The organism is Achromobacter sp. HNDS-1 (assembly GCF_040084795.1).
In the GTDB taxonomy this organism is placed as follows: Bacteria; Pseudomonadota; Gammaproteobacteria; order Burkholderiales; family Burkholderiaceae_B; genus Achromobacter; species Achromobacter ruhlandii.
The window spans coordinates 208396-232650 of the sequence record NZ_CP157584.1 but is presented as its reverse complement, the minus strand read 5'-3'; the positions used below and the strand labels follow the sequence as shown (position 1 = coordinate 232650).

Annotated in this window: 21 protein-coding genes; 8 read left to right on the top strand and 13 right to left on the bottom strand. The window is 69.0% G+C overall.

The features are described from left to right. The first annotated feature begins 16 nt into the window (after window positions 1-16). The 4 genes from ABFG95_RS01005 to ABFG95_RS00990 all read left to right on the top strand — a co-directional run bounded on the left by ABFG95_RS01005 (window position 17) and on the right by ABFG95_RS00990 (window position 3351). A complete protein-coding gene (locus ABFG95_RS01005; RefSeq protein WP_006386293.1) occupies window positions 17-706 on the top strand; it encodes an amino acid ABC transporter permease in 690 nt (229 codons plus the stop codon). Continuing rightward, entirely contained in the window at window positions 699-1388 is a 690-nt protein-coding gene (locus tag ABFG95_RS01000; protein ID WP_006386294.1) for an amino acid ABC transporter permease, read from the top strand. The genes ABFG95_RS01005 and ABFG95_RS01000 overlap by 8 nt, the downstream gene beginning before the upstream one ends. Window positions 1389-1450: 62 nt before the next feature. Beyond that, window positions 1451-2185, top strand: a complete 735-nt coding sequence (locus ABFG95_RS00995) for an amino acid ABC transporter ATP-binding protein (protein ID WP_006386295.1) — start codon at window positions 1451-1453, stop codon at window positions 2183-2185. A 224-nt stretch (window positions 2186-2409) separates the two neighbouring features. Next, a complete protein-coding gene (locus ABFG95_RS00990) occupies window positions 2410-3351 on the top strand; it encodes a LysR family transcriptional regulator (protein WP_278990511.1) in 942 nt (313 codons plus the stop codon). Window positions 3352-3374: 23 nt separating this feature from the next. Here ABFG95_RS00990 and ABFG95_RS00985 read toward each other — a convergent pair whose 3' ends face one another. From ABFG95_RS00985 to ABFG95_RS00965, 5 genes are all read right to left on the bottom strand, one after another. Beyond that, window positions 3375-4484, bottom strand: a complete 1110-nt coding sequence (locus ABFG95_RS00985; RefSeq protein WP_348995299.1) for a hypothetical protein — start codon at window positions 4482-4484, stop codon at window positions 3375-3377. Between the two features lie 116 nt (window positions 4485-4600). After that, entirely contained in the window at window positions 4601-6289 is a 1689-nt protein-coding gene (locus tag ABFG95_RS00980) for a nicotinate phosphoribosyltransferase (protein ID WP_348995298.1), read from the bottom strand. Between the two features lie 22 nt (window positions 6290-6311). Beyond that, complete coding sequence (gene prs, locus ABFG95_RS00975) at window positions 6312-7262, bottom strand: ribose-phosphate diphosphokinase (RefSeq protein WP_348995297.1); 951 nt, start codon at window positions 7260-7262, stop codon at window positions 6312-6314. Between the two features lie 94 nt (window positions 7263-7356). Further along, complete coding sequence (locus tag ABFG95_RS00970) at window positions 7357-8007, bottom strand: NUDIX domain-containing protein (RefSeq protein WP_063583150.1); 651 nt, start codon at window positions 8005-8007, stop codon at window positions 7357-7359. 72 nt (window positions 8008-8079) lie between these two features. Beyond that, entirely contained in the window at window positions 8080-8952 is an 873-nt protein-coding gene (locus ABFG95_RS00965; RefSeq protein ID WP_348995296.1) for an aldo/keto reductase family oxidoreductase, read from the bottom strand. A 107-nt stretch (window positions 8953-9059) separates the two neighbouring features. On the opposite strand from ABFG95_RS00965, the gene ABFG95_RS00960 reads away from it, so the two are divergent. Next, complete coding sequence (locus ABFG95_RS00960) at window positions 9060-9959, top strand: LysR family transcriptional regulator (RefSeq protein WP_336236115.1); 900 nt, start codon at window positions 9060-9062, stop codon at window positions 9957-9959. Between the two features lie 174 nt (window positions 9960-10133). Here the strand turns inward: ABFG95_RS00960 and ABFG95_RS00955 are convergent, their stop codons facing one another. From ABFG95_RS00955 to imuA, 5 genes are all read right to left on the bottom strand, one after another. After that, complete coding sequence (locus tag ABFG95_RS00955; protein ID WP_348995295.1) at window positions 10134-11162, bottom strand: MerR family transcriptional regulator; 1029 nt, start codon at window positions 11160-11162, stop codon at window positions 10134-10136. A 314-nt stretch (window positions 11163-11476) separates the two neighbouring features. Then, on the bottom strand, window positions 11477-11857 hold the full coding sequence (locus ABFG95_RS00950) for an I78 family peptidase inhibitor (protein WP_049073382.1): 381 nt from the start codon (window positions 11855-11857) through the stop codon (window positions 11477-11479). Window positions 11858-12148: 291 nt separating this feature from the next. Further along, a complete protein-coding gene (locus tag ABFG95_RS00945; RefSeq protein ID WP_348995294.1) occupies window positions 12149-15376 on the bottom strand; it encodes an error-prone DNA polymerase in 3228 nt (1075 codons plus the stop codon). A 7-nt stretch (window positions 15377-15383) separates the two neighbouring features. Further along, entirely contained in the window at window positions 15384-16853 is a 1470-nt protein-coding gene (locus ABFG95_RS00940) for a DNA polymerase Y family protein (protein ID WP_278990504.1), read from the bottom strand. Then, entirely contained in the window at window positions 16783-17481 is a 699-nt protein-coding gene (gene imuA / locus ABFG95_RS00935; protein ID WP_278990505.1) for a translesion DNA synthesis-associated protein ImuA, read from the bottom strand. The genes ABFG95_RS00940 and imuA overlap by 71 nt, the downstream gene beginning before the upstream one ends. 319 nt (window positions 17482-17800) lie before the next feature. Here imuA and ABFG95_RS00930 point away from each other — a divergent pair, with 319 nt between their 5' ends. Continuing rightward, complete coding sequence (locus tag ABFG95_RS00930) at window positions 17801-18862, top strand: methyl-accepting chemotaxis protein (protein ID WP_332849336.1); 1062 nt, start codon at window positions 17801-17803, stop codon at window positions 18860-18862. A 147-nt stretch (window positions 18863-19009) separates the two neighbouring features. Here the strand turns inward: ABFG95_RS00930 and ABFG95_RS00925 are convergent, their stop codons facing one another. Further along, window positions 19010-20551, bottom strand: coding sequence for an amino acid permease (locus tag ABFG95_RS00925; protein WP_348995293.1), 1542 nt, complete (start codon window positions 20549-20551; stop codon window positions 19010-19012). Window positions 20552-20713: 162 nt separating this feature from the next. On the opposite strand from ABFG95_RS00925, the gene ypfH reads away from it, so the two are divergent. Further along, entirely contained in the window at window positions 20714-21433 is a 720-nt protein-coding gene (ypfH, locus tag ABFG95_RS00920) for an esterase (RefSeq protein WP_049073388.1), read from the top strand. 82 nt (window positions 21434-21515) lie between these two features. After that, complete coding sequence (locus tag ABFG95_RS00915) at window positions 21516-22322, top strand: IclR family transcriptional regulator (RefSeq protein WP_063587757.1); 807 nt, start codon at window positions 21516-21518, stop codon at window positions 22320-22322. Window positions 22323-22445: 123 nt separating this feature from the next. Here ABFG95_RS00915 and ABFG95_RS00910 read toward each other — a convergent pair whose 3' ends face one another. Beyond that, window positions 22446-23240 (bottom strand): SDR family NAD(P)-dependent oxidoreductase, encoded by a 795-nt coding sequence (locus ABFG95_RS00910; RefSeq protein ID WP_054417466.1) that lies wholly within the window; start codon window positions 23238-23240, stop codon window positions 22446-22448. Between the two features lies 1 nt (window position 23241). Beyond that, window positions 23242-24219, bottom strand: a complete 978-nt coding sequence (locus ABFG95_RS00905; protein ID WP_047990922.1) for a tripartite tricarboxylate transporter substrate binding protein — start codon at window positions 24217-24219, stop codon at window positions 23242-23244. Window positions 24220-24255: the final 36 nt, after the last annotated feature.

The following is a 24255-nucleotide window of genomic DNA, read 5'->3' as shown; positions in this document are numbered from 1 at the left end:
ACGCCGGTACCGCGCAATGAGCCTACTTGACGCTTCGCAATACCAGTTGCTGGCCAGCGGCATGGTGGTAACGCTGCAGTTGTTCCTGGTGTCCTGGGTGATGGCGTTCACGATCGCGGTGACGCTGGTCGTGGTGCGCGCCACCAACCTGGCGCCGTGCCGCTGGCTGGTCGACGCCTATGTGGAATACCACCGCAACGTGCCGCTGCTGGTGCAGGTGCTGTTCTGGTACTTCGGCATGCCCGAGCTACTGCCGGAGGGGTTCCGGATGTGGCTGTACCAGCACAACGCCGAGATGTCGCTGGCGGCGATCGCGCTGGCGCTGGGGTCGGCCGCCTATATCGCCGAGGACATCCGCAGCGGGCTGCGCGCCATTCCCGGCACGCAGTTCGAGGCCGCCCGGGCGCTGGGCGCCAGCTATCTGCAATGCATGCGCTTCGTGATCGTGCCGCAGGCGGTGCGGATTTCCATTCCGCCGCTGGTGGGCCGCGCCTTGCTGCTGTTCAAGAACACCAGCGTGGCCATGGCCATCGGCGTGATGGAGCTGACCTACCAGGCGCGCGAGATCGAGAACGAGACCTACCGCACCTTCGCCACGTTTGGCGCGGCGACCCTCATGTATCTGTTGGGATCCTTCCTCATCATGCTGATCGGCTCGCGCATCTATGCGCGCTACCGCCTGAACCGGGGAGGCCACGGTGCTTGATCTCCTGTCGCAATACTGGCCGACGCTGCTGGTCGGCCAATACCCCAATGGGCCGCTGGGCGGCCTGGCGCTGACGCTGATCCTGGCGTTGTGCGGCCTGGCGCTGTCGCTGCCGCTGGCGTTGGCCATCGCGCTGGCGCGGGTCAGTCCGTTTGGCTGGCTGCGCGTGGCCAGCAAGACGTTGGTGAACGTAGTGCGCGGCATGCCGCTGCTGATGCTGATCTTCTGGGCGTACTTCGTCATTCCGAAGCTGACGGGGCAGGTGATCAGCGGTTTCTGGACGCTGATCGCGGCGCTGGTGGTGTACGAGAGCGCCTATCTGTCGGAGGTGATCCGCTCGGGCATCGAGGCGGTGCCGCGCGGCCAGATCGAGGCCTCGCGCTCGCTGGGCGTGGGCTACTGGACCACGATGCGCCGGGTGGTGCTGCCGCAGGCGCTGTTCAACGTGCTGCCCAGCATGACCAGCCAGTTCGTCTCCACCATCAAGGAGACCTCGCTGGGGTATGTGATCAGCGTGAACGAACTGACGTTTGCCGCCAACCAGGTCAACAACCTGGTGCTGACCAAGCCGCTGCAGGTGTTCGGCATCCTGGCCATCATCTATTTCCTGGTGTGCTTCAGCCTGAGCCGCGGCCTGTCCTGGCTGGACCTGCGCATCCGCCGCCAGCGCGCCATGGCCTAGGGCCCGTGCGAGGCCCCTTTTAGCGAGAACAGGCCCTGAGCCGGCGCTTATCGGAATTCATCATGATCAAGCTTGAGAAAGTCAACAAATGGTATGGCGCGCATCACGTCCTGAAGGACGTGGACCTGTCGGTCGCGCGCGGCGAGGTGCTGGTGGTGTGCGGGCCGTCGGGCTCGGGCAAGTCCACCATGATCCGCACCATCAACCGCCTGGAACCCATCGAGAAGGGCCGCATCCTGATCGACGACGCCGACATCTACGGCAAGGGCGTCAACCTGAACGCGCTGCGCCAGAAGATCGGTTTCGTGTTCCAGCAGTTCAACCTGTTTCCGCACATGAGCGTGCTGGACAACGTGGTGTTCGCGCCGGTCAACATCCGCAAGCAGCCGCGCAAGCAGGCCACCGAACTGGCGCGCCAGCTGCTGGCGCGGGTGGGGCTGGAGCACAAGATCGACGCCTATCCCGGCTCGCTGTCGGGCGGCCAGCAGCAGCGCGTGGCGATCGCCCGCGCGCTGGCGCTGCAACCGCCGGTGATGCTGTTCGACGAGCCCACCAGCGCGCTCGACCCCGAGATGGTGGGCGAGGTGCTGCAGGTGATGAAGGGCCTGGCCAAGGACGGCATGACCATGGTCTGCGTGACGCATGAAATGGGCTTCGCGCGCGACGTGTGCGACCGGGTGGTGTTCATGGATGCGGGTGAGATCCTGGAAATGGATACGCCGGAACGCTTCTTCAGCGCGCCCCAGCATCCGCGGGCGCAGCGGTTTCTGGCGGATATCTTGCATCCGCGGGGGTAGGCCCGTGCCGGGCGTGGCGGGATACCCGCTGCGCTCGGCAGGGAACAACTGAGTCGGCACGCGGTGGCATTGACTTGGATGCGTCGGTGCCGGCGGGGGCGGATCGGGGCCGACCGGCCCGGTTTGGCCGTCCGACGTTTCGGCCGCGGACCGGGCGGCGCGCAGCCGCGCGCCTGTCGACGATAATGTGAGGGTTCTTCATGCATTTCACATCCACCGCCGCGATGTACACCCTCAAACAGCTGGAGGCGTTCTACTGGAGCTCGCAACTGGGCAGCTTCAGCGCGTCCTCGCGCAAGCTGCACACCACCCAGTCGGCGGTCGCCAAGCGGGTGGGGGAACTGGAAGCCTTCGCCGGCGCGCCGCTGTTCGAGCGCCGCGCCAAGAAGCTGGTGCTGACGGCCCAGGGCCGCAAGCTGTTCGAACTGGCGCGCGAGATGCTGGACCTGAACAGCCGCATCGTGCAGAACATGGCCGATCCGGCCAGTTTCGAGGGCGTGGTGCGGCTGGGCGTGACCGAACTGGTCGGCATGACCTGGCTGGCGCGGCTGGTCAGCCAGATCAGCCTGCGCTATCCCAAGGTGCAGCTGATGCCCGAGATCGATGGCGGCATCACGCTGTACGAGCGGCTGGAACAGGATCAACTGGATCTGGCCATCATGCCGGGGCCGTTCTGGAGCTATCAGTACGACTGTGTCCATCTGGGCGCGGTGACCAACGTCTGGATGGCCAGCCCGGCGCTGGACATCGACTTTTCGGCGCGGCTGGCGCCGCAGGATCTGGCGCCATATCCGGTGATTTCACAGCCGACCAATTCGGCGCTGTCGCATCTGTACGATGCCTGGTTCGCCGAGCAGGGGCTGTCGGTCAAGCGGGTGCTGACCTGCAACAGCCTGGGCATGATGGCGCAGCTGACCATGCTGGGGTTGGGCATCAGCTATCTGCCGGGAGCGTATTTCGCGCCGCTGGTCGAACGCGGGGCGCTGTGCCAGCTGGATGTGCAGCCGGATCTGCCGACGATCAATTACTACGCGGTGCACAAGAAGAGCATCGTCAATCCGGTGGTGTCGCGGGTGATCGATATTGCGCGGGAGGAATGCGCGTTCGAGGTGGCGGGGGCGTTCCTGCCGCATGTGCCGCCAGCGGCGCGGCGGCGCCCGGAGTAGGGCGCCGCGGGCGATCCGCCTTCTTACCGGAAGGTCACCTGGATGGTGATTTTCTGGCTGAATTCGCCCGGCACCATCGGCGCTCCCGATCGGGTCAATTGCGCCGAGTAGTTCAGCGGCAAGGGATGGTTGCTGGTGGTCAATGAGGGGTGCCGGGAGTCCTGCCAGGCGTTGAACTTGATGGGAAAGACGCCGGATTCCTTGATCGTCAGCGCGAGTCCGTTGGGGGTTCCGTCGGTGTTATTCAGGAGAATATGCTGGGCGTCGGTTGTCAACGCGGCGTTGCCTTCCGGCTGGAACCTTAACTGTAACGGTACGGTTAAGCTGCCCAGATCGACGAGCCGAAAGCCTCCATCGCAGGTTTCATCGAACTCCGCATGGATGGTGAAAGGCACCGTGGGCGGCAGCGGCATTCTGTCCACGGAGTAGGCTCTTCCCAGATCGATCGAGCCCGGCGTCAAGATCTTCGCGATGCACTTGGGTACGAGAGCAACGCTGGTGCTGTTATCCGATCCGATCGAGATGACGTTAAGGATGGAAACCCCCGAACCTACAACCACCAGGTCTGGCGAGGCGGGAATGAAGACTCTGGTCGGTTTCGTGGGGGGCGTGACCATGACGAGTTTCAGCGTGCCACTCATTTTGCCCGATGCCGTCAAGGTGGGATTGGTCGGCGACTGCGGGGCATAGGTGACGTCAGAGAACGTCAGGTGGTCATCGGTGGAGCCGGTCGGCGTCCATTCGGGGTAGCTGTTTATCTGCAGGACGAGCTTCAGCCCGGCCTGGCGGAGCAAGGCTACCATCGACGCCATTTTTCCCCCGCCACCCAAGTAGGGCTGATTTCGCGGGATGCTTGTAATGCAGGTCCAGGGGATGATCGGCAGTTTGTTTTCGTACACGACCTGGCCCACCGGGGTGTTCTTGTCCAGATGGATTTCGAGGGGCGCGAACGCGGCTAAAAGCGGGACAGACCCGCTCGGCCGGCTGGTGTCGAAGACAGGGCCGGGCTGGCATCCCGACGTGAGTGCGGCTCCCAGGGCATGGCTGGCCGCGCCCAGCAGGCCCGCGACGGCCCATGCCGCCGTCAGCGCCGCGCGCCAGCGCCGGAAGGCCCCGGTCTTTCGCTTGATCATGCAATTTCTCCTGGAGACGAGGTGACCCGGCCGGTTGCCGCGCGAGGGCAGGCAGGGCGCATTTGTCATGGGAGTTTGCATGGCGGGGATTATCCGGACGTTAACCGCAGGCCGCCTCAACGCCGTCCCCAATCAATGCTCCCCGGCTCCGGACAAACCCAGGACCCCTGCAACCGTTCCCGGATCTGCGCCAGATCCTGCTCCACCAGCAGAACCCCATCCCGGAACACCGGCACCAGCGCGCCGCCAGCCGCCTGCTCCGGCGTCTGCTGGTCGCGCAACACATACCCGGTCGCCGTTTCATCGACCCGCAGCAAGCCCTTGGCCGACCGCTTCACGCCGGAGTCGGTGACCGGGTCCTTGACCAGTTCCTGCGGTTCGCCATTGACCTCGGCATACGTCGCCTTCAGCGCCCAGCCGAAGCTGTCGCGCGTCAGGTATTGATAGGTGTACGAGCCGATGCCCAGGACCACGTTGCCCGACGCGAATCCCTTTCTTTCCAGCCGCGCCAGGATGTCGCGCCCACGCGCCAGCGTGATCGAATCTCCGTAGATCAGGCCGACGTGCGGGTCGAGCAGCTTGTAGCCGCGCTCGGTCACCACGCCGCCGAAGATATTCCACAGGCATTGCACCGCGCCGTTGACTTCGGCCTCGCGCAGCGCCTGGCTGGCGCGGGCGTCGTCGTCCAGGCGCCAGTAGCGGCCGGTCTCGATATCCCGCACGGCTTCGAATCCGTCGCGGCGGGCGGCGGCCAGGGCTGCGGCGTCTTCCACACTGGACACGTCGGTGCAGAAGTAGCCGGTCAGGATCTTCACGGGATCGCCCGAGTCCGGGCGGAACACGACCTTGGCGTTGCCGAAGGGATCAGGCTGGCGCGCCAGGATTTCCGACTTCAATGCGGCGGCGAAGTCGGTGACCACTTGCCAGAAGTCCCAGGTGTCCGACACCACCGACACGATGCCGGCCGGATAGACCTGCGTGACCAGGCGGCGGATGGTCTCGATTTCGCCTTCCTTGCTGCCCAGGCACATGACCGAGTGTTCGGTCGCGGGCACCGAGCCGCCGACCAGTTCGCGGTCCGAGTCGGCGCCGTACAGGTCTTCCAGGTAGTCGATGGCGGGAATGGTGTCGGTGCCGGTGAACGACAGCAGGTGGCCGGCGCCGCTCTTGCGGGCGTCGTACAGGCCGGCCATGCCGCGCATCGAGAAGTCGTGGCCCTGCCAGTTGACGAAGTCCATCGGGCTGCCGGTCAGGCGGGCGAAGTAGGTCAGGAGCTTGCGGTATTCGAAGGCGATGGTGGCTACGGTGGACGGCTTCCACGATTCGCAGCTGAACAGCGTTTCGATGTAGGTGACCAGCCAGGCGAATTCGGGCCTGGTGTTGACGAAGGTGACGGGCGGCACGCGGATGTCGACGCGGGCGCCTTCGGGCAGGGAGCGGATTTCCAGCGGCAGATAGCCCAGGTCATACAGCGCCTGCAGGTGATCGACGGTGACCGCGCCCTTGCCCAGCGCGTTGTCGACGCGGCGCTGGTACTGGCGCACGGCGGCGCCGGCGGGCTTGCCGAAGAATTCGCGGTTGAACAGGTCGATCAGGATTTCCTTGATGAAGCCTTGCAGGCCGAACCAGACGATCTTGTTGTCGAACAGTTCGGGCAGCACCGGCGCCAGCCGGGCCGAGCGCGGGGTGAAGTTGGCCAGGATCTTGTTGGTGCCCCTGGGGTACTGGAAGGGGTGGCCGGTCTTGTAGAAGTCGGCTTGCAGCAAGGGGTTGATGCCGTTCTTGGCAGGGATGGAGGCGTTCATGGTGTGGACTCCTGCTTGAGGTTCAGTTGGCCGGGGTGGCGAGCGCGCGGGCGCTGGCGGTTTCGATCGTGTGGGTTGGGGCGGGGGCGCTGGCGGCGCCGATTGTGTTGACCGGCGCGGTGGCGTTGGCGCCCTGGATCGTGTTGACCACGACTGGCGCGCCGGCGCCTTCGCTGGCGGTCCAGTCATAGGCGGTGTAGATCCCGGCGTAGCGGGCGTTCAGCTCGGCCAGGCCTTTGCTGAAAAGGCCGTGGGTCACGTACAGATAGAGCGGCTGGTCGGTCTTGTCGCGCAAGGCGGCGGCCAGTTCCAGGAAGGTGCGGCCGCCGTCGCAGATGTCATCGACCACCAGCACCGGTTGCGCGGGGATGTCGTCGGGCACGCGGGTTTCGGTGATGCGGCCGGTTTGCGGGTCGCGGACTTTTTCGGCGTAGCGCACGTCGGCCACGCCCAGCTTTTTGGCCAGGGTCTGCACGCGCTTGCGGGCGCCGGCGTCGGGCGCCATCAGGGTCACGCCGTTGGCAAAGGCGGGGTTGGCCAGCGCGGCCTTCAGGAAGGCGGCGGCGTCGATCACGCGGACGCGTTGCAGCAGGGCGGGGGTGACGTCGCTGTGCGGTTCGACCACGGTGACGGTGGCGTATTGCTGGTCGTTGATGAGCTTGCAGAACACCGCCGCGCCAAGCGCCTCGCCCGGATTGCAGACGCGGTCCTGGCGGGCGTAGGGCACGTAGGGCATGTCCAGGTGCACGGGCGCGGCCGGGTTCAGGCGGCGCAGCGCGTCGGTCAGCAGCAGCAACTGCATGACGTCGTCGGCCGACTTCAGCAGGGCGTGGATGCGGAATTCGTTGGCCGCTTCGGCGCGGGCCTGCAAGGCAGCGGGCACGGTGACCTGGCTTTCGCCGCCGGGGAACACGAACGCGCTGGGCGTATCGGTGTGGCGTTGTCCTTCTACTACCGCGGTGAGGGTGAACATGATTTGGCCTTAGTGGCAAATTAAAACTAAGTGAGGCAAGTATAAGCCTACTTATTGTTTGTTTGCAACTAAGCCGGGATTTGATTTGGCGCGTTTATCCGACGCTGCGGTCGAACAGGGCGAAGTCTTTCAGGCGGTACAGGCGGGCGGGACGCTGCGCGCCGAGCGCGTAGTCGTCGGTGGCTTCGAGCACGTCCCAGGCTTCCATCTTGCGGCGGAAGTTCGATTTCTCGAGGGTGGTCTGGAGGATGGCTTCGTAGGTGCGCTGCAGCTCGGTCAGGGTGAAGCGTTCGGGCAGCAGGAAGAACGGCAGGGTGGAGTAGCTGGATTTGCCGCGCAGGCGGGCCACGGCGGCGGCGACGATGTCGGCGTGGTCGAAGGCCAGCGGCGGCAGCGCGTCCACGCTGACGAAGCGGAAGCCCGCCGGGGCGGCCTCCAGTTCGGCGGCCGGCACCAGCGCCACGTAGGACACCGACAGCGACCACTTGCGCGGGTCGCGGCCGGGGCCGGAGAACACCTGCAACTGCTCCAGGTAGCGCGGCTCGAAGCCGGTCTTCTCGCGCAGCACGCGGCGGATGCTGGCCTCGGTGCTGGCGTCTTCGTCCACGTGCACCACGCCGCCGGGCAAGGCCATGGCGCCCTTGAACGGCGCGCGGTCGCGCGGGTGCAGGGCGATTTCCAGGCCGGTCTCGCGCAGGGTGAGCAGGACGGCGTCGACGGTGACGAGGGGCTGTGGGTGGTCCAAGTGGGGTTCCGGGCGTGGCACTTCGGGGTAAGGTGCCACTATGCGGCGGATTGGTCAACCGCGCCCGTCGAACTAGCCCGCGGCGCCGATCCCGTCCAGCTCGGCCACGGCCTGCGGCGGCAGCGCCAGGCTGGCCGCGGCGGCGTTCTGCCGCAGGTGTTCCAGCGACGAGGTGCCCGGGATCAGCAGGATGTTGGGCGAGCGTTGCAGCAGCCAGGCCAGCGCGGTCTGCATCGGCGTGGCCTGGCAGTCGGCGGCCACGCGCTCCAGCGTGGCCGATTGCAGCGGCGAGAAGCCGCCCAGCGGGAAGAACGGCACGTAGGCGATGCCATCTTGCGCCAGCTGCCCGATCAGCGCGTCGTCGGCGCGGTGCGCGATGTTGTACTGGTTCTGCACGCAGACGATGTCGGCGATGCCGCGCGCCTGCGCCACCTGGCGCGCGGTGGCGTTGCTCAGGCCCAGGTGGCGTATCAGGCCCTTGCGCTGCAATTCGGCCAGGGTGGTGAAGGACGGTTCGATGTCGCCTTCGGCGGGGCCGGCCACGTCGAACATGAGGCGCAGGTTGACCACGTCCAGCACGTCCAGGCCCAGGTTGCGCAGGTTGTCGTGCACGGCCGATTCCAATTCGGCCGGGGAGTTGGCCAGCAGCCACGAGGCATCGTCGCCGCGACGCGCGCCGACCTTGGTGACGATGACCAGGTCGTCGCGGTAGGGGTGCAGCGCTTCTCGGATCAGCTGGTTGGTGATGTGCGGGCCGTAGAAGTCGCTGGTGTCGATGTGGTTGATGCCGAGTTCGAGCGCTTCCCGCAGGACCGCCAGGGCTTGCGCCTTGTCCTTGGGCGGTCCGAATACGTGCGGGCCGGCCAGTTGCATGGCGCCGTAGCCCAGGCGGTTGACGGTCAGGTCGCCCAGCGCATAGGCGCCGGCTTGTTGAATCGAGGTCATGACGTGCTCCAGGGAGGGAATGAAGCGAGTCTAGGGCGGCGCGGTGCGTGCGACAATCCCTGGTAATCGCACAGCTTGTGCGGAATATCGAACAATTGGGGCCGGCCATGTCCAACCTTCAAGACATCAGCGCCTTTGTGGCGGTGGCCACGCATGGGGGCTTTCGCGGCGCGGCGCGCCAGACGGGGACCAGCGCGTCGCAGTTGAGCGAAGCGGTGCGCCGGCTGGAAGCCCGGCTGGGCCTGCGGCTGCTGAACCGCACCACGCGCAGCGTGGCGACCACGGCGGCCGGGCAGCGCCTGCTGGAGCAACTGACGCCCGCGCTGGACGCGGTCGAGTCGGCGCTGGACGTGGCCAACAATTTCCGTGACCGGCCGGCCGGCCGGCTGCGGCTGAATGTGCCGCTGGCGGCATCCAGGCTGGTGCTGCCGCGCATCGTGCCGCCGTTCCTGGCGCAGTATCCGGAGATCCGGCTGGAGGTCATCGTCGACGATCGCTTTGTCGAGCTGCTGCAGTCGGGCTGCGACGCGGGCATCCGCTACGAGGAAAGCATGGACCAGGACATGGTGGCCGTCCCGATCGGGCCGCGGCGCCAGCGGATGGCGGTGGCCGCCGCGCCGGGGTATCTGGCCCGGCATGGACGGCCGCAACATCCGCAAGACCTGCGCCAGCACCTGTGCCTGCGCGGCCGTTTCACCAGCGGCGCGATGCCGGCGTGGGCGTTTGAACGCGACGGCCAGTCCGTCACGGTGGAGGTGGATGGTCCGCTGATCGTCAGCCTGGGGGCGGCGGTGGACCTGGCGGTCGATGCGGCGGTGGCGGGCGCCGGAGTGGTCTATCTGTTCGAGGACTGGCTGCAGCCGTACCTGGATCGGGGCGAACTGGAGCCGGTGCTGGCGGATTGGTGGCCCAGCTTCACCGGCCCCTTGCTGTATTTTCCGGGCCGGCATTATCTGCCGGCGCCGTTGCGTGCCTTCGTGGATTTCGTCCAGGCGGCGCGCTGGTAGCGCGGTCGCGGCTGCGACTGTCGCCGCGACGGCGACCTTGACCTTGACCGCGACCGTGACCGCGACCGTGACCGCGACCGTGACCGCGACCGCGACCGCGACCTTGACCTCGACCGTGACGACGACCTCGACCGTAACCGCGTCGGCGTCCGTGTTCGCGGACGCCGACGCCGCTTAGCGCGCCGCCGTCAATGCGCCCATGGCCTGGCGCATGAAAGCCAGCGTGGCGTCATCGGCCCAGGTGCCGGCGGTCAGTTCGGGCTCGGTCATCAGGGCGAGGCGGAATTTCGCGTGGGTCGCGGGATCGTTGCCGGCGTAGCTGCAAAACAGTTCCAGCCATTGCCGCGCAAGGTCGCGGCCGGTGGCCGAGTCGGGCGCCTGCCCGGCATCGATCGCGTCGCGTACCCGCGCCATCAGGGCCGGCCATTCGCCGGCGCGGTCGTGATAATGCGCCCGCATGAACCGGGCCTCGTCCGGCGTCAGGTGTTTTTCGTAGAGCCGCAGTTTGCTTTCGGAGAAGGCGCGCACCACGTAGTCGCGCATGGCCGGCGAGATACCGATGTGTTCCTGCATGGCCGGTTCCCGTTCGTGCATCTGATTGAGCTTGACGAGCAGGCGCGGATCGCCGTTGGTGTCGCGCAGCAGCAGCGTCATCCAGCGCAGGGCCAGCGCCTGCGAACGCGGGTCCTCGGGCGGGGCGCCGTCGTCCATCTGCCGGCGCACGTCGGCGATCAGCGCAAGCCAGCCGGCATCGTCGTTCGGGCCTCGGCGGTACATGGGCAGACGCGCCAGTTCTTCCTGGGAGAAATATTTGTCGTACATGTTCATCAGTTCCAGAGTGGTCAGCCAATCGGCCAGTTCCGGCTCCGTTCCCATCGCCAACTGGCCTTGCAACTGCGCGAGGCGTTCGCGCAGCCGGGTGGCGTGTTGGATCTGGCTGTCGAGCATCGCGATCTGTCTGGCGATGATCTCGTCCAGCGGCGTGCCGGGCTGGTCCAGGTAGGCGCCGATCTCGGCCAGCGGCAATCCGAAGCGACGCAATGCCTGGATCTGGTGCAATCGGGCGATGTCGTCGCGGCCGTAGAGCCGGTAGCCGTTGTCGGCGCGCGCCGAAGGCGTCAGCAGGCCGATCGCGTGATAGTGGTGCAGCGTGCGGACGGTCAGTCCGCTGCGCTTGGCCAGTTCTCCTACTTTCAGTCGCATGGGGTTCCTTCGTGAATGGCGCAGGCCGAACTTTTGGGCATGACGTTACGTAAGGGTCAAGCGTTGGCGGATCGATTTTTGGATCGATTCGCGGGCCTGGCGTGCAGGGAGGCGGTCGCGCCGGCAAGCTTGCTGGCGCGCCGGCCCGGCCCTGCCTGTGGGGCTGGCCGGTCGTTCGCTGGGGGATGGTTGTCCGCGGGCGGGGCGGCCCCGGGGGAGATGTCCATGGACAACGCGGGCCGCCGCGCCGTCTGGAAGAAGCGGGCGCGGGCGAGTGTGCCCGCTGCGCCCGTCTTGCCGTGAATGCCGGGACGTCAGCCGCAGCGGATCGCCGTCATCACGTCCTTGTCGTCGACGATCAGGTTCAGGCGGGTGTCGTTGTATTCCATGGTGACCAATTGGCCCGGGCGCAGGATGCGGGCGGTGGCGGCGCCGCTGCGGGTGCGCAGGTCTTCCAGGACGGACTGGGTGGCTTTCTGGCCGATCTGCGATTGCAGCGCGGCGGCGTCGCAGGTCTTGCGGGCGCCGGCCTGGGCGGAGGGTGATCCGTACGACGCGCCGGAGGAGCTGTCGGACGCGGCGGGCGAGCTGGCGGAACTGGAGGCGGCGGATGAGGATGAGGAACGCGGGGCTCCGGTGTTGGCGCAGGCGCTCAGCGTGGCAACCAGCAGAACGGGAATCAGCTTGCGGATCATGATCACTCCTGAAAAAGAAAACGTTTCCACGGCGCGGCCGGCGCGGGGGCGGGCGTCGCGGAAAATCCATCATAGACCAGCCGCCCGCGCGGCGCTTGGCCGTGGTGGCGTCCGGTCGAACCCCGGGGCGTTGCCGTGACCGCCGAGCCTTGCCGCCGCGCCGGGCTGTCTCATCCCCTCGTCTTGCCCGATTGTTTCACTCCCTTTTTTTCTCCCCCTTTGTTTCGCCCCGTCGTCTCGCCTGGCGGCGCGCCCCTGGCATCGGGGCCAGCGCCGGACCGCGCATCGCCGTCAGTGGAAATTGCGGCTGGGCGTGCTCAAACCGCCCAGCAGTTCGGACAGGTCCACCAGCCGCTGCGCGATCAGGTGGCGCACGCCGTCCACGTTCTGCCACGAGCCATACACGCCCAGCAGGGTGGCGCCGAGCAGCTCGCGGCGCTGGCGTTCGATCAGTTCGGGGCGCACCACCACGTTGACCGGGCCGGTTTCGTCTTCCAGCGTGACGAAGATCACGCCCTTGGAGGTCTGCGGCCGCTGGCGCACGGTGACGATGCCGCAGGCGCGGGCCACGCGCTTGTCGGGGTAGCCGTTGAGCACGCTGGCCGGCTGGAAGTTGCGCGCCGCCAGTTGCGGCCGCAGCAGCTCGACGGGGTGGCGCCGCAGGGTCAGGCCGACGCTGCGATAGTCGGCCGCCACGGTCTGGTTCTCAGTCGGCGCGGTCAGTTGCGGCATCTCGGTTTCGTGGATGGCGGCGTCGCGCAGCAGGTCGCGGCTGTGGACGCTGGCGGCGGCTTCCCAACTGGCCTGGCGGCGGTGGCCGGCCAGGGTGCGCAGGGCGTCGCCGGCGGCCAGGGCGTTCAGGTCGTGGCGCGTCAGGGCGGCGCGGCGGGCCAGGTCGCCGGTGCTGGTGAAGGGGGCCTCGGCGCGGGCGGCCTCGATGCGGCGGGCGCTGTCTTCGTGCAGGCCCTGGATCAGGCTCAGGCCGAGACGCACGGCGGGGCGGATTTCGTCGGGCGAGGGCGCGTGAGGATGGGGCCGGCGCGGCGGCGCGTCGGCGGGCGCGGGCTCCAGCGCCGCGTCCCAGCCGCTGACGGTCACGTCCACCGGCAGCACCCGCACGCCGTGGCGGCGCGCGTCCTGCACCAGTTGCGCCGGCGCGTAAAAGCCCATGGGCTGGGAGTTGAGCAGCGCGGCCAGGAAGGCCTCGGGTTCGTGGCGCTTGAGCCAGGAACTGGCGTAGGCCAGCAGCGCGAAGCTGGCGGCGTGGCTTTCGGGGAAGCCGTATTCGCCAAAGCCCTCGACCTGGCGGAACAGCGCCTCGGCGAATTCCAGGGTGTAGCCGTGGGCCAGCAGGCCGCCCACCAGTTTGACGCGGTATTTGTCGACGCCGCCCTTGCGCTTCCAGGCGGCCATGGAGCGCCGCAACTGGTCGGCATCGCCGGGCGAGAAGCCGGCCGCGACCACCGCGATCTGCATCACCTGTTCCTGGAAGATGGGCACGCCCATGGTGCGGCTGAGCACGCCTTTCACCTTGTCGCTGGGGTAGCTTTCCTTTTCCTTGCCCTGGCGGCGGCGCAGGTAGGGATGCACCATGCCGCCCTGGATCGGGCCGGGCCGCACGATGGCCACCTGCACCACCAGGTCGTAGTATTCGCGCGGCCGCAGGCGCGGCAGCATGGTCATCTGGGCGCGCGATTCGATCTGGAACACGCCGATGGTGTCGGCCTCGCAGATCATGTCGTAGGTGGGTTCGTCGCCTTCGGGAATGTCCTGCAGCCGCAGCGGCTGGCCGCGGCGCTGGCCGGCCAGTTCCAGGGTGCGGCGCAGCGCCGAGAGCATGCCCAGCGCCAGCACGTCGACCTTGAGCAGCTTGAGCGCGTCCAGGTCGTCCTTGTCCCACTGCACCACGCTGCGGTCGGCCATGGCGGCGTTTTCGATCGGGACCAGCCGCGACAGCTTGCCGCGCGAGATGACGAAGCCGCCGGGGTGCTGCGACAGGTGGCGCGGAAAGCCCATCAGCGTCTGGGCCAGCGCGGCCCACTGCCGCGCCACCTGCGATTCCGGATCGAGGCCGCAGGCGCCCAGGGTGCGCAGCATTTCCTTTTTGCCGTCCCACCACTGGTGGGCGCGCGCCACCGCGTCGATCACGCCCGGGTCCACGCCCAGCGCGCGGCCGGTGTCGCGCAGCACGCTGCGCGGGCGGTACGAGATCACCACGGCGGTCAGGGCGGCGCGCTGGCGGCCGTACTTGCGGTAGATGTACTGGATCACTTCCTCGCGCCGCTGGTGTTCGAAGTCGACGTCGATGTCGGGCGGCTCGTTGCGTTCCTTGCTGATGAAGCGTTCGAACAGGTTGTTGCCGCGGCGCGGGTCGACCTCGGTGATGCCCAGGCAGTAGCACACCGCCGAGTTGGCGGCCGAACCGCGCCCCTGGCAAAGGATGCCGTTGTTGCGGGCGTACAGCACGATGTCGTAGACCGTGAGGAAGTAGGCCTCGTATTGCAGGTCGGCGATCAGCGCCAGTTCCTTTTCGATCTGTTCGCTGACGTGGGCCGGCGTTCCGCCGGGAAAGCGCCGCGCGGCGCCGGCCAGGGTTTCCTGGCGCAGGTAGGTGGCGGGGGTGTGGCCGCGCGGGATGATTTCGTCGGGGTATTCGTAGCGCAGTTCGTCCAGCGAGAAGGCGCAGCGCCGCGCCACCACCAGCGTCTGCGCCAGCGCTTCGGGCGGATACAGGTTGGCCAGCCGCATGCGGGTGCGCAGGTGCTGCTCGGCGTTGCCGGACAGCGCGTAGCCGCATTGCGACACGCACTGGTGGGTGCGGATGCCGGTGAGGGTGTCGTGCAGCGGCTTGCGCGACCGCACGTGCATCTGCACCTGGCCCAGCGCCACCACCGGCAGTTCGGCGGCGCGCGCGGCGTGGTCGACGGCGGCGCGGTGCAGGTCGTCGCGCGAGCGGTACAACAGGGTCAGGCCGACCCAGGCGCGGCGCGGGAAGGTGGTGGCCAGCCAGCGCGCCTGCTGCGCCATGCGATCGGGGTCGTCGCCGTAGACGGGCGACAGGATCGCCAGGCATTCGGGCAGGTGGCGCAGGTGTTCGTAGCCCGGCGGCGGGGCGGTGAAATCCTCGGGCGCCAGCCGGTATTCGCCCTTGGGGGCGCGGGTGCGGGCCAGGGTGATGAGTTCGGACAGGTTGCCGTAGCCCTCGCGGGTCTGGGCCAGCAGGGTCAGGTCCAGCGGCGCGGCCTCGGGCCCGGCGCGCAGCCGGAAGGTGGCGCCGATGATGAGCGGCAGCTTCTGGGTCTTGGCCTCGACGTGGGCGCGCACCACGCCGGCCAGGCTGCATTCATCGGTGATGGCCAGGGCGGCGTAGCCCAGTTCGGCGGCGCGGGCGGCCAGTTCCTCGGGGTGCGAGGCGCCCTGCAGGAACGAGAAGTTCGACTGGCATTGCAGTTCGGCGTAGCCGGGCAGTCCGGCAGGCGGACCGGGGGCGTCGTCATGGGGATCGTCGGGCGCGTGCATGGCGGGGTCAGGCGTACAGCCCGTGCAGGTACCAGCGCGCGTGCGCGTCGTCGCGCTCGCGGTAGATCCAGTAGCGCGCGCTGGCGGCGTCCTCGGCCACGAAGTAGTCGCGCACGGTCAGGACCGGATCCCACCAGCCGCTTTCGATGCGCTCGGGGCCGCGCATCAGCCGCAGCGCCTGGCCGGCGTATTGCGGGCGGTGGCCGGCAAGCTTGAGCGGCAGCGGCGGATCGAGCAGCCAGAAGGGGCGGTCCAGGGGCTCGGGCAGCGGTTCGGGGCGTTGCGGCGGTTCCAGCGCGTCGCCCCAGGCGTTGGCGGCCTCGGGCCGGTGGTCGGGGAGGGGACAGGCGTGGCGCACCTGCTCGCGGCCCAGCCGCGCGGTCAGCAGGTCCAGCAGGCGGGCGTGGTCGGCGGCGGTGCCGCCGGGTTCGGGGAACAGGGTGGTGCTGGCGGCGGGCTGGTCGGTGGTGTCGGGCGCCAGCAGCGTCACCGCGATCACCGGGGCTTCGAGCGTCAGGCGGCCAAGTTTTTCGCGCAGCAGGTTGAGGATCTGCGGCGCCTGCCAGACGGGCTGGGCCAGCGCCAGTTCCAGCTCGGTGGGCGGGCGCGCGTGGCGGCCGCGCTCGTGGTCCAGGCGCAGCAGCACGCGCCGCACCGCCAGTTGCCGCGCCGTCAGCCAGCCGCCCAGCTGCTCGGCCAGGCGCCGCGCCACGGCCAGCACCGCGTCGGTGTGTTCGAGGTATTCCATCAGCTCGATGCGGCGCTCGAAGCGCGGCGGCGGCTCGATCCAGCGATGCAGTTCGGGCGACTGGCCATAGGCCGCGTCCAGCGCCTGCAGCAGGTCGGGCGCGCTGCGCCGTTGCAGGCCGGCGCGCGGCAGGGCGCGCAGGTCGGCCAGGGTGTGGCAGCCGATGTCGTTGAGCCAGTCCAGGCGCGGCCGGGCCTGGGGCAGCAGGGCCACGGGCAGGGCGTCGAGCCGGCGCGCCAGCGTGCGCGGGGTGAGCACCCGGCGCGGCGGCCGGCGTCCGCCGCGGTGCGCCAGCAGCCAGGCGCCGGCGGCGGTGGGCGCCATGCCCAGCGACACGCGCAGGTCCAGCGCGGCCAGCGTGGCGGCCACGCGCCGGTGTAGCGCGCGCGGTCCGCGGAAGAACAGCAGGCTGGCGCCGACGTTGAGCAGCACGGTGTTTGCGTCCGCCAGCGCGACCTCGGGGGTGTATTGCAGCAGCGCCAGCGCCGCGCCCTGCAGGGTGTCGGCCTCGGCCACCGGGTCGCGCGCCAGCAGTTCGACCTCGGGCGCGATGGCGGCCGCGCCGCCGCGGCGCATGCCCGCGCGCACGCCGGCCTGGCGCGCGGCGGGCGTGAGGGCGGCGACGCGTTCCTGGTCGAGGACCGCGTAGGCCTGCGCCTCAAGCGGCCAGTGCGGGCGCAGTGCGTCCAGCGGCAGGCAGCGCAGGCAGGCGGCGATCCAGAGGCGCATGGCGGGTGGGCGCCAGGATGCCGGGCTCCAGGCCCACGTACAGCGGGGCCTCGCAGACCGGTCCGCGGCGCTTGAGGATATGGACGGACAGCCCGCCCGGCGCGGGCGCGAGCGCCAGGCGCAAGGGGGCGGGGGTGGCGTGCTGCGCCGCGCTGGCCGGGCGCAGGGCGACGAACAGCAGGTCGCTGGCCTGGGCCGCCAGGTGCAGCCGGCGCAGCGATTCGGGGCGCACGTGCGGCAGCCAGCAGAGCAGGGCGCCGCAGCTGCCGTTTTTCAGGATCTGCTCGGCGGCCCAGAGGGCGTCCAGCGGTTTTTCGGGGGCGACCCAGAGCAGTTGGCGCGGGTCGAGCCGCCAGCTCATCCAGCTGGTGATGTGCGGCGCGTGCGGCGGCTGCACCAGGGCGATGGGGCGGCGCGTTTCCAGTTGCGCCAGGGCCGGGCGCAGCAGGCGGATTTCACCGATGCCGGGTTGCGGCGCCAGCAGCTCGATCAGCGAGCCCAGCGGCCAGCCGCCGTCCGGCAGCTCGGCCGACAGGGCGGCGTGGCCGGTGGGCAGGCTGCGGGCGGCGCCGCGCGCCAACTGGGTGGCGCGCCACAACGCGGGATGGATCTGTTCTGGCGACGGCATGGCGGGCGGACGACCCGGTTTTTCCTGGGTGAAGATTCGGTGGGCGGCGGCACGGCCGGGCGGAGAGGGCGCCTGGCCGGAATCGCTTATTGCTGTATGAATATACAGTATTTTACCCGACCCGGAAGGCACCGGATGTATCCGCCAATTGCACCGTATTGGTGCGCGCCGCAAGGCCCGCCTCGAGGCACGATGCGCCGTCGCCACCCCCGCCACGCCCCTGGAAGGGGCCGGTCATTAACCCGTGCAGGGCTTGGCACGCTTCCTGCTTCTGTCCCCATGTCACCGTCTCCTCACGCAACAACGTCCAACAAAAGGAGTGCTGAACATGGCCCATCAACCGGAAAGAATCGTCGAACTGTCGCGCCGCGTCGAGCGCATTTCGAACGAGAAGATCGAGAGCATCGTCGATATCAACCAGCAGGCCAAATACCTGTCGCTGAACGCGCGCATCGAGGCCGCGCGCTCGGGCGAGGCGGGGCGCGGTTTCGCGGTGGTGGCCAACCAGGTGCAGTACGTGTCCGAGCAGATCACCGGCATCGCCGACGCGCTCAAGGAAGAGTTGGCCGGGTCCATCGCCGACCTGATCCGCATCGGGGAAAACACCTTGCACGAGATCCGCGGCTACGAGGGCCGCCGCCTGGGCGACCTGGCGCTGAACATGATCGAGACCATGGACCGCAACCTGTACGAGCGTTCCTGCGACGTGCGCTGGTGGGCGACGGATTCGTCGGTGGTGCGGGCCTTGCAGGAACCCGGCGCCGACAGCGCCCGCCACGCCAGCGGCCGGCTGGGCGTGATCCTGGACAGCTATACGGTCTACCTGGACCTGTGGGTGGCCGATGCGCAGGGGCGGGTGGTGGCCAACGGCCGTCCCGACCGCTATCCGCAGGCACGCGGCGCCAACGTCAGCCAGGCCGAATGGTTCCGGCGCGGGATGGCCACGGCCGACGGCGGCGAGTACGTGGCCATGGACATCGACAGCGAGCGCCTGCTGGACGGCGCCCACGTCGCCACCTACGCCACCGCGATCCGGCGCGATGCCGACAAGCAGGGCGAACCGCTGGGCGTGCTGGGGGTGTTCTTCGACTGGAGCCAGCAGGCCGACAGCATCGTCAGGTCGGTGGGATTGTCGGAAGAGGAGTGGGCGCGCACCCGCTGCCTGCTGGTCGACAGCCGCCAGCGCGTCATCGCCGCCTCGGACGGCCCCGTGTCGCTGAAGGAGCGCTACGTGCTGCGCCACGACGAGCGGCCGCGCGGCTACTACGAAAACGCCGATCGCGGCCTGGTGGGGTTCTCGCTGACGCCGGGTTATGAAACCTACGCCGGCCTGGGCTGGTACGGCGTCATCGCGCAGCGTCCGCGCGACAGCTTCGAATAGGGGCGGCGCCGACGGGACGGCAGGAGGGGGGGCGGGGGCGCGGCTCAGGATGCGCCCCGGTCCGCGAGGCCCCTGCTGTCAGGCCCGCACGCTCCGGCCCGCGCGCTCGGGGCCGCGCGCTCGGGGCCGCGTGCTCAGGCCCGCCGCTCAGGTCCGCGCGGCCTGGCCGGCGGCTACCGGTTCGTCCTGCGGCACGCCCGCCGCGCGGTCGGCCTCGAAGCCGTAGAACTGCATGTCCTGGTAGCGGATCCAGCGCGACTTTTTCACCAGCCGGTGGCCGATCCAGAACGCCAGGAACAGCGGGATCGCCAGGTAGGTCGAGACCACCCCGATCCAGTCGATGCGCTCGTCCAGGAAGGCCTGGTAGTTCTGGCCCAGCGTGACGAGCAGGCACAGCACGAAGGCAAACAGCGGTCCGAACGGGAACAGCCCGGCCTTGTAGGGCAGGTTGGCGGTGTCGTAGCCGTGCTTGATATAGCCCTGGCGGAAGCGGTAGTGGCTGACGGCGATGCTGAGCCAGACGATGAACTCGGTCATGCCGGCGAAATTCAGCAGCCAGATGTAGACCGCCTTGGGGCTGTAGACCACGCTGAACATGCACAGGCAGGCCAGCGCGGTGGTGGCCAGCAGCGCGTACAGCGGCACGCCGTTGCCGGTCAGGCGCTTGAACACGGCCGGGGCCTGGCCCTCGACCGCCATGTTGAACAGCATCCGCGTGGCGGCGTACATGCCCGAATTGCCGGCCGACAGCACCGAGGTCAGGATCACCGCGTTCATCACGGTGGCCGCCGACAGCAGCCCGGCGTGCTGGAACACCAGCGTGAACGGGCTGACGGCGATGTCCTCGACCTCGTTGCGCAGCAGCTGCGGGTCGGTATAGGGGATCAGCAGGCCGATGATCAGGATCGCCAGCACGTAGAACAGCAGGATGCGCCAGAACACGTGGTTGATGGCGCGCGGCACGTTGCGGCGCGGGTTCTCGGATTCGCCGGCGGCCACGCCGACCAGTTCGGTGCCCTGGAACGAATAGGCCACCACCATGGCCACCCCGACCCAGGTGGCGGCGTTGCCGACGAAGGGCGCGTCGCCCACGGTCCAGTTGCGCACGCCGACCGGCGCGTCGCTGTGGATGATGCCCACCAGCATCGCCAGGCCCAGCACGATGAAGCACAGCACCGCCACCACCTTGATGATGGCGAACCAGTACTCGGCCTCGCCAAAGCTGCGCGCCGAGAAGGCGTTCAGGCCGAAGGTCAGCGCCAGGAAGGCGACGCTCCAGATCCAGCCGGGGGTATCGGGGAACCAGTACGCCATCACCAGTTGGGCGGCCACCACGTCCACCGCCACTACCGTGGCCCAGCTCAGCCAGAAGTTCCAGCCCAGCGCGAAGCCGAAGCCGCCGTCCACGTAGCGCGAGGCGTAGGTGCAGAAGGAGCCCGACACGGGCATGAAGGTGGCCAGTTCGCCCAGGCTGGTCATGATGAAATAGACCATCAGGCCGATCAGCAGGTAGACCGTGAGCGCGCCGCCCGGGCCGGCCTGGGCGATGGCCGCGCCCGAGGCGATGAACAGGCCGGTGCCGATGGCGCCGCCCAGGGCGATCATGGTCAGGTGGCGCGCCTTGAGCACGCGATGCAACTGGTTCTTGCCGGCCGGCGGGGTTCCCGAGTCTGTCGTCGGTGTTTTCATGGAATGCACAGGTTGATGCAAAGCCCCGCGCCGACCGCGAACGCCCCTGAGCGCCTTGTGGACACCGGGGGCAGGAGCCGGCCCGGGGGGGCGCTTTGCCTAGGATTGCGTATGACGGGCATTTTACAATGGGGCCATCCAGTGCCTGTCCGGAGCCGTAGCATGGCCACTTCTTCCCCCGCGTCCCCCCACGAAATCGAATTCCTGCCCGAGCCCGGCACCGAGGTGCGGCAGCTGTTCATCCTGCTGCATGGCGTCGGCGGCACGCCCGCCAACCTGGTGCCGCTGGCCGAGGCGGTGCGCGCCGCCTTTCCCGCGTCGGCGGTGCTGATTCCCGAGGGCTTCGAGCCCTTCGACGGCGGCGGCGCGGGCCGTCAATGGTTCTCGGTGCGCGGCGTGTCCGAGGACAACCGGCCCGAGCGCGTGGCCCACGCCCTGCCGCCGCTGGAGGCCTACGTGAAGGCGGCCCAGGCCCGCTTCGGCCTGTTGCAGTCCGACACCGCGCTGGCCGGCTTCTCGCAGGGCGCCATCATGGCGCTGGAACTGGTGCAGGCGCACGACGGCATGGCCGGCCGCGTGATCGCCTTTTCGGGCCGCTACGCGCAACTGCCCAAGGCCGCGCCGCAGTACACCACGCTGCACCTGCTGCATGGCGCCGACGACCCGGTCATGCCGGTGGCCTTGATCCAGGCCGCGCAGGCGCGGCTGGACGAGCTGCATGGCGATTCCACCATCGACGTGGCCACGCACGTCGGCCACGAACTGCATCCGGCGCTGATCCAGCGCGCCATCGTGCGGCTGCAGACCTGCGTGCCGCTGCGCAGCTGGGAAGCGGCGCTGGGCCTGAACCAGTCGCCGCCCGACGGCACCACGCTGCATTGAAGGCGCGCGACGCCGGTATTTGCGGATACCATGTCGGCCTGATCAATTCCGCCGCTGAATCCCATCGGCTGAGCCTGCCCGGATGAGCCCCGCCAAATCCCCCGCCGCCGCGCGCGACGCCGATCCGGTCGGCGGCGCGCAGAGCATCTTCCGCGTGCTGCGCATCCTCAAGTACGTGGGCGCCGCGCCCGCGCGCGGGGTCGGCCTGACCGACGTGGCGCGCGACCTGGGCCTGACGCCGCCCACCGCGCACCGCATGCTGTCGGCCCTGCTGCAAGAGGGCTTTCTGGCGCTCAATCCCAAGCTCAAGACCTACAGCCTGGGCCGCGAGTCGTACATCCTGGGGCTGGCGGCCGAAAGCCGCCACGGCATCAAGGCGATCGCCGAATCGGCGGTGCTGCGGCTGGCGCAATCGACCGGCGACACCAGCTTCCTGTCGGTGCGTTCGGGCCACGAGGCGGTCTGCGTCGACCGCAAGACGGGCGATTTCCCCATCAAGATCCTGACGCTGGAGGTCGGCCACCGCCGGCCGCTGGGCGTGGGGGCGGGCAGCCTGGCGCTGCTGGCGTTCCTGCCGAACGACGACATCGAGCGGGTGCTGGCGCGCTACGACGCCTCGGCCGCGCCCGACCTGCCGTCCACCGCCATGCTGCGCGAGGACATCGCCGCGGCCCGCAAGAATGGCTATGCGCTTAACCCGGGGCGCATCATCCCGGACATGCTGGGAGTGGGCGTGCCGGTGTATGACCGCGAGCAGCACGTGGTGGCCGCGCTCAGCGTGGCCGCGATCCGCTCGCGGCTGTCTGGGGCGCGGTTGCAGGAAGTGGTCGCGGCGCTGCAACGCGCCGCCACGGAACTGGGCGCGGAGCTGGCGCCGCGTCCGGCCTGACGCGCGGCGCGATCGCGCGCGTCCTGGATCCGGGCTATCCGACAGGCATCGGACCGATCGGGAGCTGGCCGGCGGGCGGCGCGTCCTGGGTCCGCGCCGGCGCCGGCCGGCCTGCTACGCCGGCTATCGCCCCGCGCAGGACTTGCCGCCGTCCACCGGCAGGCACACGCCGGTGATGTACTTCGCTTCATCGCTGGCCAGGAACAGCGCCGCGTGCGCCACGTCCCAGGCGTCGCCCATGCGGCCCATCGGGCTGGCGGCGTGGCGGCGCCGGCGCATTTCCTCCACGTCCTCGAACTGGCCCGCGATCTGGGTGTAGATCAGCGGCGTGTCCATCACGCCCGGCAGCACCGCGTTGACGCGGATGTTGTCGGGCGCGTAGCGCACCGCCAGCGCCCGGGTCAGGTGGTTCAAGCCGGCCTTGGCGGCGTAGTACGAGGTGTACGGGTAGGTGTTGACCTGGATCGAGGCCAGCGACGAGATGTTGACGATGCTGCCGCCACCCTGGGCCAGCATCACCGGCAGCACGTGCTTGCAGGTCAGGAACACGCCGGTCAGGTTGGTGTCCATGACGCGGTGCCAGCTGTCCTCGCTGGCCTCGATCGGGTCGCCCATCTCGGTGATGCCGACGTTGTTGTGCAGCACGTCAATGCGGCCGGCCTCGGCCTGCATGGCCCGCACCGCCGCCAGGATCTGCGCGCTGTCGGTCACGTCGGCCGCCAGCGCGGTGCAGCGGCCGCCTTCCTCGGCGATGATGCGGCGGGTTTCCTCGGCCGAATCGGCGCGCAGGTCGACCGCGAACACGTGGGCGCCTTCGCGGGCATAGAGCGCGGCGGCGGCGCGGCCGTTGCTCCAGCCCGGGCCGGACGAACCCGCGCCGAACACCAGCGCGGTCTTGCCTTGCATGCGCTGGCCCATGTCAGTCCACCGAGATGTGCGCGAACTCGGCCACCTTCTTCCACTTGGCCACGTCTTCCTTGATCATCGCGGCGAAGGCTTCCGGCTTGTCGGCCACCACGTAGGCGCCCACGCCAGCGTACTTGGCCTGCACCTCGGGGTCGGCCAGCGCGCGGCGCGAGGCCTCGCCCAGCTTGGCCAGGATCGGCGCGGGCAGCCCGGCCGGGGCCAGCAGGCCGTTCCACATCTCGGCGTCATACGTTGGCAGGCCGACCTCGGCGAAGGTGGGCACGTCGGGCAGTTGCGGCAGGCGCTTGCGCGCGGCCACCACGATGGCGCGCAGGCTGCCGGACTGGATGTGCGCCATGGACGAGGCCGCCGTGTCCCACAGGATCGGCACCTGACCGGCGATGACGTCATTGAGCGCCGGGCCGGTGCCGCGATACGGCACGTGCATCATGTCCAGCCCCGACAGCGACTTGTAGTACTCCATCGCCATGTGGGTGGCGCCGCCGTTGCCCGACGAGGCATACGAATACTTGCCCGGCGCGCCCTTGATCAGCGCCACGAAGGACGCGTAGTCCTTGGCCGGGAAGTCCTTGTTGACCACGATCACGCCCGGCACGCGGATGATCTGCGTGACCGGGGTGAAGTCCTTGACCGCGTCGTACGGCAGGTTCTTGTAGACCGCCGAGTTGGTGCCGTTGGTGCTGGAGGTGCCCAGCAGCAGCGTGTAGCCGTCGGCCGGCGCGCTGGCCACGGCGCGCGAGCCGACCGTGCCGCCGGCGCCGCCCCGGTTCTCGACCACCACGGGCTGGCCGATCTGCTTGCCCAGCGCCTCGGCGAAGATGCGGCCGACCACGTCCGAGGTGCCGCCGGGCGGGAAGGGCACGATCAGGCGGATCGGGCGGTCGGGATAGTTGCTCTGGGCGCCGGCGGACGGCGCCAGCACGGTGGCCAGGGCGGCGGCCGCCACGGTCAGCCAGGTACGGATCTTCATGGGTTGTCTCCTCGCTTGGGATGTCTGTGTTGTTAT